Source organism: Aliivibrio friggae, from assembly GCF_057368515.1.
The window spans coordinates 1,540,833-1,555,200 of the sequence record NZ_CM170648.1 but is presented as its reverse complement, the minus strand read 5'-3'; the positions used below and the strand labels follow the sequence as shown (position 1 = coordinate 1,555,200).

Sequence of the window (14,368 nt, the reverse complement as noted above, 5' to 3'; positions counted from 1 at the left end):
AGACCTTTATATTTAAGGATTTAATTGATAACCAAGGCCACGAACCGTTTTAATAATTTGTGGCGCAATTTTTTTACGAATACGACCGATAAATACTTCCACCGTGTTTGAATCACGATCAAAATCTTGCTTATAAATATGCTCTACAAGTGTGGTTCTTGAAATAACTTTATCGGGATTATGCATAAAGTAGGCAACAACTTTGTACTCTAATGCCGTTAAGCTTACTGCTTGTTCTTGCCATAACACTTTTGAGCTACGTGTATCTAAACTTAATTCCCCAATTTTTAAAATAGGAGAAGCGTTACCAGAAGCGCGACGTAATTGAGCACGAATACGAGCGATCAATTCAACCATTTCAAAAGGCTTGGTCAAATAATCATCAGCTCCTGCATTAAGTCCTTCAACACGTTGAGATAGGGTGTCGCGAGCACTTAGAATAATGACGGGTGTATTGATGTTTTCATCTCGAATACTTTTCAATACGGTTAGTCCATTTAACTTAGGGAGCCCGAGATCTAAGACAATCGCATCCCACTCCTCAGTTGTTGCGCGATATAAGGCATCAATACCGTCTTGGGATAACTCAGGAACCCAGTCAGCACTTTCTAAGGTTTCAATGATTTGTTCGCCTAAACGTGGGTCATCTTCTACGACTAAAATTTTCATTATTATTCTCTTAGTAATTATCTTTTTTGTTGTTATTTAAGAGCTGCGCGAATATCGCGGCCTTTGATTTCTGTGATAGCTAAGGTTGCTGCATCATATTCAACTTTGATTATATTACTCTCATGAACCAGTTTTAATTCGTAGGTCCATTCATTGTCGTCTTCATCCAGTTCTACTTTGATTATTCGGCCATGAAAGTCTTTCTCAACCATAGCGTAAAGCTCAGAAAATGGCTTTACTAAACCGGCTTGAACTGCGTCATAAACTTCATCTTGATCTTCATCTATATCTATTTTAGCGCCATTTTGCTGAACATCTTGAATGAGCTGATGCCCATCAGGGTGATCATTAGCAAAAGCACTTTGTGATAATGGGAAAAAAGTGAATAGGGCAGCAAGGTATATGGCTGGTTTTTTTAGCATGATGCTTCCTAATTAAGTCAATATAGGAGAAGTATAAAACAGCGAAGATGAATAGAACATGAATTTTATTCAGAAGAAAATTTAATAAGGAAAGCTCAATTTACTCTAATCATAATGAGTTATTTTGATAAATGTGTAAATTATTCTGGGTTGTTGTAGTATTTCATGGTGTTATTTATAAGTTGTTGATTTTAAATTTTAATTTTTAAATTGTGTGATGGTAATCATAATTATATGACTGTTTTTTTGCCTTTTTTAAAAATATTTCACTGGTTTTACGTTTTTCAAGCTGCTAGAGTCCCATCCCTCACGCATCAAGTGGGATACCCATGTTTAAAAATAGCAATGAAAATAGCGATAAACTAGTTCCAACACTTACTATAGGATTTATCCTTTTATTTCTTCTCTTTGCTCTTGTTGATCTATCAACATTTACTGCAACGATTCAAACCGTGTTTATGTCGGCATCGACAATGTTTGGTTTGTGGTGGCAGTGGTTAATGATCATCACGTTTGTTTTAGCTCTTATCATTGCGATGAGCAGTTATGGCAAAATCAAAATGGGTGGCGAAGAGAAACCAACGTTCGGTACGTTCAAATGGGTCGCAATGATCATGTGTACCTTACTTGCAGGCGGGGGCGTTTTTTGGTCAGCCGCTGAACCAATCTTTCACTTCATTACTCCTTCTCCAACTTTTTCTGATGTTAAAACCGGCACTCTTGCAGCAGTAACACCTGCATTAAGCCAAAGTTTTTTACATTGGGGTTTCCTAGCATGGGCTGTCTTAGGTACATTAAGTACGATTGTACTAATGTACGCACATTATAACTGCGGTGTTAAATTACGTCCTCGTGCGCTGCTATACCCAATCTTAGGTAACAAACTTGAAAACCATTGGTTAGGCTCAGTGATTGATGCTTGTTCAATTATTGCGGTTGCCGCAGGTACGATTGGACCAATTGGTTTCTTAGCTACGCAACTTAGTTATAGTTTAACCGTGCTAACAGGCCTTGAAAGCTCGCTGATGAGCCAAATCGGTCTTTTATCTATGATTGTGGCAATTTATTCAGTTTCTGCCTTCACAGGGATGGACAAGGGCTTACAGTGGTTAAGCCGAATGAATGTTATTGGCGCTGTTACGTTATTAGTTGCAATTTTGGTGCTAGGCCCAACAAGCTTTATCTTTACTGAGTTTGGTCTTGCATTTGGTAACTATATTCAACACCTACCGGAAATGAGCTTAAGTACTGCAGATCCTGCATGGAACTCGTGGTGGACATGGTTCTTCTGGGGTTGGTTTATTGGTTTTGCTCCAATGATGGCTATCTTTATTGCGCGTATTTCTAAAGGTCGTAGTATCCGTGAGCTTGTGATTACAGTAGCAATTATTGCTCCTATCGCGACAAACTTCTGGTTCTCTGCATTGGGTGGCACAGGTATCTTCCTTGAGCTACAAACTCCGGGCAGTATTTCTGGACCATTGCAAGAAGCGGGCTTACCTGCGGTATTATTGGCGTCATTAGAACAACTGCCATTAAGCTGGTTGTTAATTCCTGCATTCTTAGTACTGACTACGACATTTGTTGCTACAACGGGTGATTCAATGGCGTACTCAATTGCAATGGCAGTTGAAGGAACGGATAAGCCGTCACGTTTCCAACGTCTGTTTTGGGCATTAATGATGGGTGTGGTTGCTGGCGTACTATTGATTGCAGGGGATGGTGGATTAAACGCTCTACAATCTTTCATTGTGATCACGGCGGTTCCAGTTTCAATCTTACTTGGCTTTACGTTTATTTCAGCACCTATTGCTGTATTACGAATGAAAAGTGCCGAGCAAGAGAATCAATCTGAAGCAGTTAATCAAAAAACAGCGACAGTATAAGATAGAAACATAGAACGAATGAGAGGCTTATCACATAATCTGTGGTAGGCCTTTTTTATTGCCTGCTATTTGAGTGTAATGGTTACTCTTTCCAAGGTCAGGGAGGGGGCATTCTTCAATTATTAGGAGTAAATAGATGTTAGACAAAGATCAAATACTACTGCAACTTTTTTACCGTGAAATAAAAGAGACTTCTATAATTGATAAGTCAGCTCTTGATGGTGGCGAATTTGTAGATAATGAATATAAAAAATGGTTAGCAACAAAGAGAGAGTTTCAGCTACCAGAAATCTATGATGCTCATTGGATAAAAAGTTGTACGGCAGGGTATATAACAGAGCTGATTTTCACCAAAAATGGCAGCTTAACTGAGTTTACTTTATTTGATAGATTAAAGACGGTGGGCCATTGGGTATTAGATGATGGCTTATTGTATGTATCAATATTTAAAGGTGAAAACCAATACGATTTTGTAATTGTCGCAAACTCTAGCGTTAACATTCATTCTGCTATTGAATATAAAAATGACGAGTTGCATTCCTATCTTAAGTTAGCTCAGACGAGAGTGTAGGTTAATTTATTTATTGTAATTTACGTAATTTGTTATTTATAAAGTAAAAACTGATACGCATCATAGAGTTTATTTTTTCAGACTGGTCTAATTGTCGTTCGATTTACTATTATGATTATTATGACCGCACTTATTTCAAATAGAGATAAACATTTTAGAGCAAAGTTATTATTAAGCTTTGTTCTTTTAAGTGTGTTCATTTGCTTTAGTCAATTGGTTGGAGTTACATCTAGTTGCCAAGACCATTTAATTGAAGCGCAAGCGAGAGTGCACCAACTTGATTCGACTATTGATACTGGGTCTCAACAAGTTGCTCAGAAATGTGATTTAGTTGAACACTTACTGTCATTTGAAAATAGCATGAATGATCTTTTGTTATGTGCGTGGCTGCTGCTTGGTGTTGCACTACTTCTTATCCCTCTTTTACATGCCCCTCCCTTACTTTTTGAGCCACTAGAACAGCAAGTTCAAAAGGTTCGACGGCGGCATCTTCGATTTTGTGTCTTTCTGGAATAAAAACTTAAGTAATACCAATTCCAATAGTTATCTGATCATTATTGCTGGTTAAATCACTCAATAGTTGCGCGAAAAATACGTATTGTAGAATCACTACATAGTAAATATTCGCCTTCGTTTAAGTAATTTTCCTGCGTAATAAATAGGTTATCTAACTAATTATATTGGTATAAAAATGAATGAATTATTTTTATTTTACTTAGGAAATTATGATGAAAAAATTAGAAAAAGCGATTGATGTTATTAAATATTTACCATTCTATATGTTGTTTGCACCATTTTGGTTTTCAAACGGGGTGGTTGATAAGTTTTATGGCATTTTATTTGGAACACGACACGGTGACAGTTGGGATGGCTGGAAAGAGTATATAGCAGGTACATGGTCGCAAAAGCCATTAACAAACACATTATTGGTACCTATGTATGACTATTTGTTTCCTGTATTAATTGCTCTACAGATTTTACCTGTTGTTCTTCTAATTGTTTCATTCTTGAAACTAGAGATATTACCAAATAGACCTAAAACTTTATTGAAAGCAGGTTTGTTGTCTTCTTTGTTTGTTACAGCATCAATGGCTGTTTCTCAAACATTAGCAGGGGCTTCAGATGTTCAATATTTGTTCCAATTTTGGGGTGTATCATTATTGGCATTTTGGTATGTAGAGACACAAGCTAAGTCGTTAACACCAGTTACTGCTTAGTTCACTAAATATGATAAAGCCCTTCAGTTAACGCTGAAGGGCTTTTTACGTTTAAACACCTAAACATCTATTTAATTAGATAGTATTACACTCTTTTCCAAACTCCCCATTCACCAGAAGCTTCAGGGTTATTACCTTGAGTCCACCACTGAGCTTGATAAGTTACGCCGTTAACGGTCACTTGGTCACCGCTATTATAACTTGCAGTTACATCCCATGTTGAATCAGGATCTACGGGTACTGTTGGAGGTGTTGGCTCTACTGGAGTAGGCGGAGTTGGTTCAATAGGAGCCGGTTCTACTGGATTTTCAGTTGTAGTTCCGCTGATCACTTCCCAAACACCAGTTGTACTTGTTGCTGGGTTATCACCTTGGTTCCACCATTTAGCTTGGTAAGTTACACCACTTACAACTACTTGATCGCCAGTGTTATAAACCTTATTTGTATCCCAAGTATTTGTTGGATCTACCGGATCGGTGGGATCAGTCGGGTCTGTTGGTAAAGAATCAACCACACGAGTCACAGGCCAATTAGCGTGAGACTCATAGAAGTTAGTAACACATTTCTCATAATCACCAGGGACAAGCGCAGAATATGCAGTCTGGAAGCCCACTAATTCACATTCAAAAGAAGCACCTTCTGGACGATCAGAATAGTATTTCCAATTACCATCCCAGTTAGTATAAAGCACATCGGTTGCACCATTTAAATTCAAACTGCCATAAGGGGTTTGTTGCCAACAGGTATTTGCTTCATCCGCTTCTACTGGAATTTGGTAATGTTTTGCTAAACCCTCCCAATAGCGAATGCGGTTAACGGGTTGGCCTTTATCTTTGTTTTGCTCTCCACATTCAATACCGCCATTAATCACGTTAATCGTTGTACCAAATCCGTAGCCGATACCTGCATCAGTTTCTCGTTGAGAAGGGGTCCAAGTACGGTCGATAACATGTAGCATGGCAGGTTTTGGTGCTTGGGGTGTTAAAAAGAACCAAATAGCAGAGGCAAGATTTAACCAAGAATCAGCGACTAGCCCTGGATTATTTAGCAATACTGTCGCATCACCATCGTACATAACTTCAGAGAAAGCGCCGTAGTTAAAGTGGTAAGATAATTGTTTAGCACCACGGCCGAAATAGCCTTCACCTGCGGCACAGGGCCAGCGTTTATTTTGCCAATCATTTTGGCCACAACCAGTAGTGTATCCTTCTTGACCTTCAGACCATCCCATTTCACGAACGTGCACTAAGGCTTGTTGCCACTCTTCAAGCGCAAGGGGGTTGTCAGATACGTTATCAACGGCAATGTGACCGCCAGTCTCTTGAGAGAAATGCGCAAATGCCGTTACGATGGATTTTTTACAAATGGCATCAGCATCACGCCCATCCGTATAGTCACCACAAAAAGCAGGGAACTTGCCAATTGCACGTAAGAAACGAGTATAAGTGTATTCAGGCGCTGCCATTTGAGTTAAGAAAAACCATTCAGATTGAGGAAAAACACGCTCAACACGTTTCACGTTCGCAGGATTTGTTGCAACACCAGCATCAATCGCTTCTACTGCGGTATTTGGTAATGTTTCTAATGCTTTAGCCCAGACGTCATACATAGGGTCTAATGTTTTCGCATCTTCGGCAGCTTTAATTTCTGCTTTAGAAACAATATAACCTGTTGGGTTTTCAGGATCAGGCTGAGGGTTCATAGTGAAACTATTGGCTGCAAAACTGCAGGCAAGTAATGATGGGAGTATAGCGAGTTTGAACATGGATAACTTTCCTTGTCGTTAATTATAAAATAAAAATAAGTTAGAATAACTATAGAAGTTTTTATAAAGTTCGGTTATCTAGAAATATGAATCAGTTTTAACTATGCGAGTTGTTTCAAAGAGTATAAATTATAAGTAAAAGCATATTCACAATGTGATTAGCACTACAGTCAGGGAAATGTATTAATGATAAGCATCAGGGCAGCAGAGAAAATCGATTTAAAAAAGATCTATGAAATAGAAACAGAAGCGTTTGGTAATCATGGATATCCATCTTTTTTCATTAGACAGGCTTTTGATTGCTGGACTAATGGACTGCTAGTTGCCAAAAAAGAGAAGGAAATTGTAGGCTATCTTTTACAAGTGCCATCAAGCGCAATAAAAGGAGATGCATGGGTACTATCATTGGCTGTGGCAAAGAAAGCACAAGGTATTGGGCTTGGTAAACAATTACTAGAAACAGCGATTGAGAATGCCAAAGGATATAAACGATTACTCTTAACGGTATGCCCGAAAAACACAGGTGCATATGCTTTGTATCAATCGTATGGTTTTTATTTATTAGAAGAAGAGCAAGACTATTTCGATATTGGTGAAGGCCGTCTTGTTTTAGCTCTGGATATTGCAAAGTAACTTGTTATTGTATCTTTTAAGAATAAAAAATAGATAACATTAAAGATGGAGAGAGCATGGAAATCGTTTACAAAGTCAATGAACCTATTACTGCAGAGCAGTTTATTACTTTATTGAAGAAAACCTCTTTAGGTGTCCGTCGTCCCATTGATGATGTTGAAAAAATACAAGCCATGCTTGATAACTCAAACCTAATTGTGACCGCATGGGGCGATGGGGAATTGATTGGTATTGCTCGCTCAGTTACTGATTTTAACTTTTGTTGTTATTTATCCGACTTAGCAGTAGACGAAAGTATTCAATCTGTCGGGATTGGAAAATATCTTATCTTGGTGACTAAAGAGGAACTGACACCTGATTGCAAATTAATCTTACTTGCTGCACCAAAGGCAGAAGGGTATTACCCAAAAATTGGGTTTGAAGCTCACAATAGCGCATGGGTTTTATCTGATGCAAGTCAATTGGCTCTTTTCTAGCAAGGTAATAAAATGACATCAATTAGTGTATTAGGTTGTGGTTGGTTAGGTTTACCTCTAGCTAAAGGTTTAGTGAATGATCTCTTTCAAGTTAAAGGCTCTGTGAGAAGTGAGGAAAAAGCAGAAGCATTAAAGAAAATTTCTGTTATTCCCTATGTCTTAGACCTTGATAAGCAAGAGCAAGATTGGGCGCCGTTTTTACATTCAGATATTCTTGTTATCGCGATACCATCGAAGAATATTGAGGGCTTTTCCTCTCTTATTGCTTTAATAGAGCAGTCTTCAATTAAGCACCTTGTGTTTGTGAGTTCAACGTCGGTTTATGCTGATAACAATGGGGTAGTCACTGAAGAACAATCGGCATTAAACGCTTCAGTCTTATATCAAATAGAGTCTTTATTTACCCAATCAACGGCTTTTAGTACTACTATTATTCGCTTTAGCGGTTTGGTAGGTTATTCACGAAATCCTGGACGATTCTTTGCTAAAAGTGGGCGCTCAGTGAGTAACCCAGACGCACCAGTTAATATGATCCACCAAGATGATTGCGTTGAGTTAATTAAGCAGATCATAAAACAAGAGAAATGGAACACTATCTTTAATGCCTGTGCTGATACGCACCCAACAAAACGAGAGTTTTATACACAAGCCTCGCAACGTATAGGCATTGCTCCGCCTTGTTTTATCGAATCAGATGAACAAACTTTTAAAATCATCAGTAATCAAAAGATTAAAGACACATTAGGGTATGAGTTTATTTATCCCGATGTGATGAAAATTACTTACGACGAATGTTAATTCACCAAAGCGCGATTCTAACTAAGGACAGAATAATGAAGAACTCATCAGTGACAAGCCCATTAATAACAAGCACATGGTTAGCTGAACACCTTAATGATGAAAAACTGGTCATCGTCGATGCTTATATGGCGAATATCGTTGGTAAAGAGCCTTTAGTTTATGAGGCATTCTCTTGTTTACCTAACGCTCGCAAGCTTGATGTAGAAGTTGAATTTTGTGATCACGCCTCTGCTCAGACTCATACATTACCGACTGAAGCGCAGTTTACTCAAGCAATACAGAAACTAGGCATTAATTCAGATTCAATCGTTGTTTTATACGATAACCAAGGTATTTACTCTGCTCCTAGAGCGTGGTGGACGTTTAAAGTGATGGGATTTGAACATGTTTACGTTCTGGATGGTGGATTACCTCAATGGCTAAAAGAGGGAAGAGAAACGGCATCAGAATACACAACAACATCGATATTAGGCAATGCCACTGTGAAAGCGGTGAAAGGCTTAGCATGTGATTCGGACGAAGTACTTAGCGTAATAAATACCGATGTTGCAATTTTAGATGCGCGTGGAGAAATGCGCTTTTTAGGTAAGGCACCAGAACCACGAGAGGGAGTTCGTAGTGGTCATATTCCAAGCTCGAAAAATATCCCATTTTCCATATTGTTAGATAATTATACCTATCAAGATGAAGAGACATTACGAGCTATTTTTGCAGAAAGAGTACCTTCAATAGATACAAAAACCTATTTCAGTTGTGGCTCAGGTATTACCGCATGCATCTTAATGTTAGCAGCCGTATCTATTGGTTATAAAGAGGTCGTTTTATACGATGGCTCATGGGCTGATTGGGGAACTAATCACTCGTTGCCGATAGAGTAATTAAAGTAAGAGTGATCTATGAGAGACATTTTAAGAGCCAAAATCATCACGGTGTGTGATAAGAAAATAGAGCTAAAAGGGGATAATGTAGGCTTATCTTTTTATGCTTTTTTTGCCAATAAAAACGATGATCCAGAGTTATTAATGGAAGCGGCCACGTGGTGGATTGCTACCCATAAATTAGATCACTTTGAAAAAGCAATTAAGATAAAAGCAATGATTCAAGATGGGCAATAAATGAAAATAGAAATTCGCCAAGGCACAATAGAAGATGTACTCGAGGTAGATGCTCAGATCCCAGAATTTGATGGTCGAAATACCAAAGAGAAACTAGAACAACGGTTAAGTGATATAACACATTTGATTTTAATAGCGACGCATAATGAGCAACCTGTGGCGTATAAAATGGGTTATGAATTATCACACTTTGAATTTTACAGCTGGCTTGGTGGCGTTATTCCAACAGCTCGCAAAAATGGTATAGCGACACAACTACGTTTAGCACAGGAGTCTTGGGCGCATAATCAGGGTTATACAGCGATTAGCGTCAAATCGATGAACCGTTATCCAGCAATGTTACAGCTACTGATTTCAAGTGGTTATCATGTTTCTGGTTACGAAGACAAAGGAACAACAGATAAAAGTAAAATTATGTTTATAAAAAGAATGATCAGCTAACGTATAGTAAAGAGCTAGGTTGAACTAGAGTAAAAAATCACTCTTTATGGTCTACAATCAAAGAATAGGTAAACCAAGTTATTACAGATGATACTTTGAAATAATAAGCTCAGAATAAAGGATGATTCAATGGAAAGAATTACGTTTAAAAAAGTCACAACGTGTGAATATCCCTCATTGTTTGGGATATATAAAACGTATTTTCACTCTATAATTGAAGGCTCACTTGGCTGGGATGAAATGTTTCAACAACAACGTTTTTTCGATTCATACCCTCAAGAGTGGTTTGATTGGGTTATGTTTAGCGGAGAGCGTTTAGGGTTAATTTGTACTCATTTGGATCTTAACAAAGCACATGTTCATCTGTTTATCATTTTTAAAAAATACCAAAACAAAGGAGTAGGTGCTTCTGTCATGAGATGTTATCAGCATCATTTCAGTGACAGGGTCACTAAGATAAGCCTTTCTTCATTTAAAAATAACCCTAAAGCTATCCAGTTTTATCACGGATTAGGGTATAAAATTGTCGGAGAAGATGAACACTTTGTCGAGATGGAACATTCACTGCTTTATTCTGGACAACTTGGGAGTTAACAAAGACGGTTATTCCCCAAAAATAATCTTCTCAGATCCTTTCTGCCATTTTGGGTGTGTAAACATCGCTTTTGAAAAAGTAGGGTCATTATAATGATTCACCAACCACGCTCTTAAATAAGGGAGCGGAGCTTGAGCGTACCACTTCTTATCGACTCGTGAAAACTGACGAATAAAGGGTAAGATAGCGTAATCCACCAAACTCGGTGTTTCTCCCATAATATAAGCATGCTGAGATAACGCCAGTTCGATAGTCATTAACCATTCACAACACCGTTCTCTGCAATCAACTTCATTCGTATCATGATAGCGAGAGGCTGCACGATATTTTTGCAATGCATCCACAAACTCATTATCACTTTGATTAATGATATCAAGCATCTGAGTTAATTTTGTCTCATCGTGTGAATAGAGCAAATTATTAGGATCTGATTGGGTGAGCGCCCATACCATCACATCAAGACTTTCATCTATTACAGAGCCATCACTCAGTAGCAATACAGGAACTGTGCCTTTTGATGAAATCGACAACATTTCTTCAGGTTTATTGTTCATATCAATATCGCGCAGCACCACAGTCTGTTGTGCATGCAAAATAGCAAGACGAGAACGCATCGCATATGGACACTGTCGAAGAGAGTAAAGAATAGGCGTTGTCATGATGAAATACTCAAAAGTTAAAGCAATTAAAACGATATTAACGGAATAAATGGCTAGATCCAGCCTTATTTCTTTATGATCTAGATCAATAAAAGCCGAATGAGTGGTAATAAAAGCGTGAGGCGAGTAGAATGCCCCCTCAAAAAAATTATTACATAAAAACCGAAGCGAGCAATTTCATAATGAGTAGAAAACTTGAATTATTGGCACCTGGTGGTGATGTTGAAGCGATTAAAGCGGCCATCGTTGCAGGGGCAAATGCCGTGTACTGTGGTTTAGATATCTTTAACGCCCGTAACCGCGCATCCAATCTTTCATTTGATGAGCTAAATGGTGTATTGCGACTAGCTCATGAATACGGTTGTGAAGTATTTCTGACCCTAAATGTTGTTATTTTAGAGCACGAAATCAAATCATTAGTTAAGTTACTAAATCAATTAGTTAATACAACACTTGATGGCATTATCGTGCAAGATTTAGGTGTCTTTAACCTAATCAAAAAGCACTTCCCAACATTAGATGTTCACGCTTCTACTCAGTTAACGACACACAATGAAGGTCAACTTCATTTCCTTTCAAAAGTTGGCGCGTCACGTGTTAACTTATCTCGTGAATTGAACATTGATGAAATTAAAGAGATGACAGCGGTTGCTCATGAACATGACATGCTAACAGAAGTATTTGTTCACGGTTCTTTGTGTATTGCATTCTCTGGTCAATGTTACTCAAGCTCAGTAAGTGTGGGTAACTCAGGTAACCGTGGCCGTTGTAGTCAAGCGTGTCGTGATGAATACGAAGTAACAAACGTAGGCACTAAGTACCCTCTGAACTTAAAAGATAACTCAGCGTATTTTGACCTTCCTGAATTAGTTGATGCAAAAGTCGACTCATTGAAAATTGAAGGCCGTATTAAAGGCGCTCACTACGTATATACCGTGGTTGAAAACTGGCGTAAAAATATCAATAAATTTGTTGAGACAGGTGAGCTATATGAAGATGACTCTAATCTTCATAAAGTATTCAACCGTGGCTTAACCAACAAATTCTTGAAAGGCAATTTGACTAAAGACATGTTCATCGATAACCCTCGTGATAACAGCGTAAACTACGCGGTTGAGCAGAGTAACTCGATTGATGTAGTACAAATTCAAGAAGTTAAACAAGATCTTTACAGCGCTAAGAATGCACTGGGTGCGACACTTGAAGAAAAAGTGAAGTCATTAAGCATCGATAAAATTGCGGTTACTATTGCTTTCAAGGCAACGTTAGGCGAACCATTAACGGTCGTTGTAACGCCAAGCCAAGATGATCAAGAAACGTTTGAAGTGAAATCAACATCACTACTGAGCGAAGCTGGTCAAAAAGCGATTACAGAAAAAGAGCTAGAAAAACGCTTTAAAGGCGTGATTAACCCTAACTATGAATTACTAGGTTATGATTTCTCTGAGTTAGGTGAAAACTTAGCGGTTCCATTCCGAGAATTGACAGAAATTAAAGATCAAGTCGCTTTCCTGATGAATGGGTCTAAAGAAGTTATTAAACATACTGAAGTTGACGCATTGCCAGTCTACCCAAAAGTGGAAGAGAAGCCTAAGTTATCAATGCTGATTGCTGATGTTGCTGACTTAAATGTCTGCGATGCAACAGATGCCGATATTTACTTCAAGTTACCAGAAAGCTTCAAAAAACGTGATCGTAAGTACATCAATATTTTCTTAGAAAACCCACGTTTGATCCCATGGTTCCCAGCGGTTCTTATTGGTAAAGACTACGACGAAGCCGTTAAAGTACTTGAAGAAGTAAAACCGGCTCGTATCGTAACCAATAACACGGGTATAGCGTACAAAGCCTTTGAAATGGGTATTGAGTGGGTTGCTGGTCCATTCTTAAATACAACGAACTCACACGCTTTAGTGACAATGAAAGAAACACTAAATTGTGCAGGTGCGTTTATTTCAAATGAGATCAATAAAGGTCAGATGAAGCACATTCGTCGTCCTGAAAACTTCAAATTGGCGTACAGTATTTATCACCCAATTTTAATGATGACAAGCCGTCAGTGTTTCTTCCAACAAACAGTAGGGTGTAATAAACCAGCGATTGAAGCGGGTTGTATGCTGAAGTGTGAGAAAGCCACCACAATTACTAACGTGAAAGGCATTTCGTTCGCGGTAGATAAACAAAAAGGTGGCTACCCAAGCATCTATAACCACGAACAATTCCTAAATATGGATATTGTGAATGACTTCTCTGGTCTGTTTGATGAGTTCTTCATTGATTTAACAAACATCGGTGGTGGTTCTAAAGAGCAAGCCGATAAAGTTGAGTTAGTTAAACACTTTGAGAAATTGATCAATGGCGATACTAGTGTGAAAGAAGAGCTGTATACCATGGTTCCGATTAATACTAACGACCAATATCAACAAGGTTTGTAAGATTTAACCGATAGCTTAAAAGATGAAGCCGCGATCACACATCGTGGCTTTTTTTTGTCTATAATTCAGATAGAGCTAGGTATAAACGTCTTGGTTAGAATAAAAATAAGAGGGATTGGTTATGGTGACATTACAGTTACTCGTAATAGAAGATGCGGTAGATTTATTAGCGTTTGAACTACTTAATAAGGAGTGGTTTGAGTCTTTTATTGAAGCAAGAGAAGAAGATTTTTTTAGCGAAAAAGGCATTAATGAACACATCGCTTTTTGTCTTTCTGAGTATAAAAATGGCAAGATCTATCCAATGCTATTAAAAGACGAGCAGGGTGTTATTTGTGGTCGTGCGAATCTTTATAATATTAACCAAGAGAAAGAGTCGGCCTATATTGGTTATCGAATAGGTGAAGAGTTTACAGGAAAAGGAATCGCAACATACGCAACTAAAGCGTTAATTGAAATTGCGAAAGAAAGATTAACATTAGGGTCATTATTGGCTACGGCATCGACGGATAATTTGGCATCCCAAAGAGTGTTAACCAAGAATGGTTTTAAACAAGCGGGTTTTAGACCTGAGTTTACCATTGTCGACGGTGAAATTATTGATTGTTATGAATATCGCTGTGTAATTAAGCAGTTGTCGACAGTGATATAGAGTGAGATATAGCTCTAAAGCAGGGGTTGCT

General features: G+C 38.2%; 17 protein-coding genes. 13 read left to right on the top strand and 4 right to left on the bottom strand.

Features of this window, described 5'->3' with window-relative positions; translation table 11 throughout:
* Positions 1 to 12: 12 nt before the first annotated feature.
* Positions 13 to 669 (bottom strand): response regulator transcription factor, encoded by a 657-nt coding sequence (locus AC2INI_RS07270; RefSeq protein ID WP_122034585.1) that lies wholly within the window; start codon positions 667 to 669, stop codon positions 13 to 15.
* A 32-nt stretch (positions 670 to 701) separates the two neighbouring features.
* The gene (locus tag AC2INI_RS07265; RefSeq protein WP_045101978.1) at positions 702 to 1,091 is read right to left on the bottom strand and encodes a PepSY domain-containing protein; all 390 of its coding nucleotides are present in this window, start codon (positions 1,089 to 1,091) and stop codon (positions 702 to 704) included.
* Positions 1,092 to 1,420: 329 nt separating this feature from the next.
* On the opposite strand from AC2INI_RS07265, the gene AC2INI_RS07260 reads away from it, so the two are divergent.
* The 4 genes from AC2INI_RS07260 (at position 1,421) to AC2INI_RS07245 (ending at position 4,765) form a co-directional block, all read left to right on the top strand.
* On the top strand, positions 1,421 to 2,977 hold the full coding sequence (locus AC2INI_RS07260; RefSeq protein ID WP_486304461.1) for a BCCT family transporter: 1,557 nt from the start codon (positions 1,421 to 1,423) through the stop codon (positions 2,975 to 2,977).
* 136 nt (positions 2,978 to 3,113) lie between these two features.
* Positions 3,114 to 3,548 (top strand): hypothetical protein, encoded by a 435-nt coding sequence (locus AC2INI_RS07255; protein ID WP_151655121.1) that lies wholly within the window; start codon positions 3,114 to 3,116, stop codon positions 3,546 to 3,548.
* Positions 3,549 to 3,668: 120 nt separating this feature from the next.
* Positions 3,669 to 4,064: a copper resistance protein gene (locus tag AC2INI_RS07250; RefSeq protein WP_122034593.1), complete on the top strand. Its 396-nt coding sequence runs from the start codon at positions 3,669 to 3,671 to the stop codon at positions 4,062 to 4,064.
* A 209-nt stretch (positions 4,065 to 4,273) separates the two neighbouring features.
* Entirely contained in the window at positions 4,274 to 4,765 is a 492-nt protein-coding gene (locus AC2INI_RS07245) for a hypothetical protein (protein WP_254052628.1), read from the top strand.
* An 85-nt stretch (positions 4,766 to 4,850) separates the two neighbouring features.
* Here AC2INI_RS07245 and AC2INI_RS07240 read toward each other — a convergent pair whose 3' ends face one another.
* Positions 4,851 to 6,530, bottom strand: a complete 1,680-nt coding sequence (locus AC2INI_RS07240; protein ID WP_486304460.1) for a chitinase — start codon at positions 6,528 to 6,530, stop codon at positions 4,851 to 4,853.
* A gap of 186 nt (positions 6,531 to 6,716) precedes the next feature.
* Here AC2INI_RS07240 and AC2INI_RS07235 point away from each other — a divergent pair, with 186 nt between their 5' ends.
* From AC2INI_RS07235 to AC2INI_RS07205, 7 genes are all read left to right on the top strand, one after another.
* The gene (locus AC2INI_RS07235) at positions 6,717 to 7,163 is read left to right on the top strand and encodes a GNAT family N-acetyltransferase (RefSeq protein WP_122034599.1); all 447 of its coding nucleotides are present in this window, start codon (positions 6,717 to 6,719) and stop codon (positions 7,161 to 7,163) included.
* Positions 7,164 to 7,219: 56 nt separating this feature from the next.
* Positions 7,220 to 7,639 (top strand): GNAT family N-acetyltransferase, encoded by a 420-nt coding sequence (locus AC2INI_RS07230; protein WP_122034601.1) that lies wholly within the window; start codon positions 7,220 to 7,222, stop codon positions 7,637 to 7,639.
* Between the two features lie 12 nt (positions 7,640 to 7,651).
* Positions 7,652 to 8,437 carry an SDR family oxidoreductase gene (locus AC2INI_RS07225; protein WP_486304459.1) on the top strand — a complete coding sequence of 262 codons (786 nt, stop codon included), beginning with the start codon at positions 7,652 to 7,654 and terminating at the stop codon, positions 8,435 to 8,437.
* Positions 8,438 to 8,472: 35 nt separating this feature from the next.
* Complete coding sequence (locus AC2INI_RS07220; protein ID WP_486304458.1) at positions 8,473 to 9,318, top strand: sulfurtransferase; 846 nt, start codon at positions 8,473 to 8,475, stop codon at positions 9,316 to 9,318.
* 18 nt (positions 9,319 to 9,336) lie between these two features.
* Positions 9,337 to 9,555: a DUF6500 family protein gene (locus AC2INI_RS07215; protein WP_486304457.1), complete on the top strand. Its 219-nt coding sequence runs from the start codon at positions 9,337 to 9,339 to the stop codon at positions 9,553 to 9,555.
* Positions 9,556 to 9,996 carry a GNAT family N-acetyltransferase gene (locus AC2INI_RS07210; protein WP_122034607.1) on the top strand — a complete coding sequence of 147 codons (441 nt, stop codon included), beginning with the start codon at positions 9,556 to 9,558 and terminating at the stop codon, positions 9,994 to 9,996.
* A gap of 129 nt (positions 9,997 to 10,125) precedes the next feature.
* Positions 10,126 to 10,590 (top strand): GNAT family N-acetyltransferase, encoded by a 465-nt coding sequence (locus AC2INI_RS07205; RefSeq protein WP_122034609.1) that lies wholly within the window; start codon positions 10,126 to 10,128, stop codon positions 10,588 to 10,590.
* A 9-nt stretch (positions 10,591 to 10,599) separates the two neighbouring features.
* Here AC2INI_RS07205 and AC2INI_RS07200 read toward each other — a convergent pair whose 3' ends face one another.
* Positions 10,600 to 11,250, bottom strand: a complete 651-nt coding sequence (locus AC2INI_RS07200; RefSeq protein ID WP_486304456.1) for a glutathione S-transferase — start codon at positions 11,248 to 11,250, stop codon at positions 10,600 to 10,602.
* Positions 11,251 to 11,432: 182 nt separating this feature from the next.
* Here AC2INI_RS07200 and AC2INI_RS07195 point away from each other — a divergent pair, with 182 nt between their 5' ends.
* Positions 11,433 to 13,685 (top strand): peptidase U32 family protein, encoded by a 2,253-nt coding sequence (locus tag AC2INI_RS07195; protein ID WP_122036099.1) that lies wholly within the window; start codon positions 11,433 to 11,435, stop codon positions 13,683 to 13,685.
* Positions 13,686 to 13,806: 121 nt separating this feature from the next.
* The gene (locus tag AC2INI_RS07190; RefSeq protein WP_486304455.1) at positions 13,807 to 14,337 is read left to right on the top strand and encodes a GNAT family N-acetyltransferase; all 531 of its coding nucleotides are present in this window, start codon (positions 13,807 to 13,809) and stop codon (positions 14,335 to 14,337) included.
* The last annotated feature ends 31 nt before the right edge of the window (positions 14,338 to 14,368 follow it).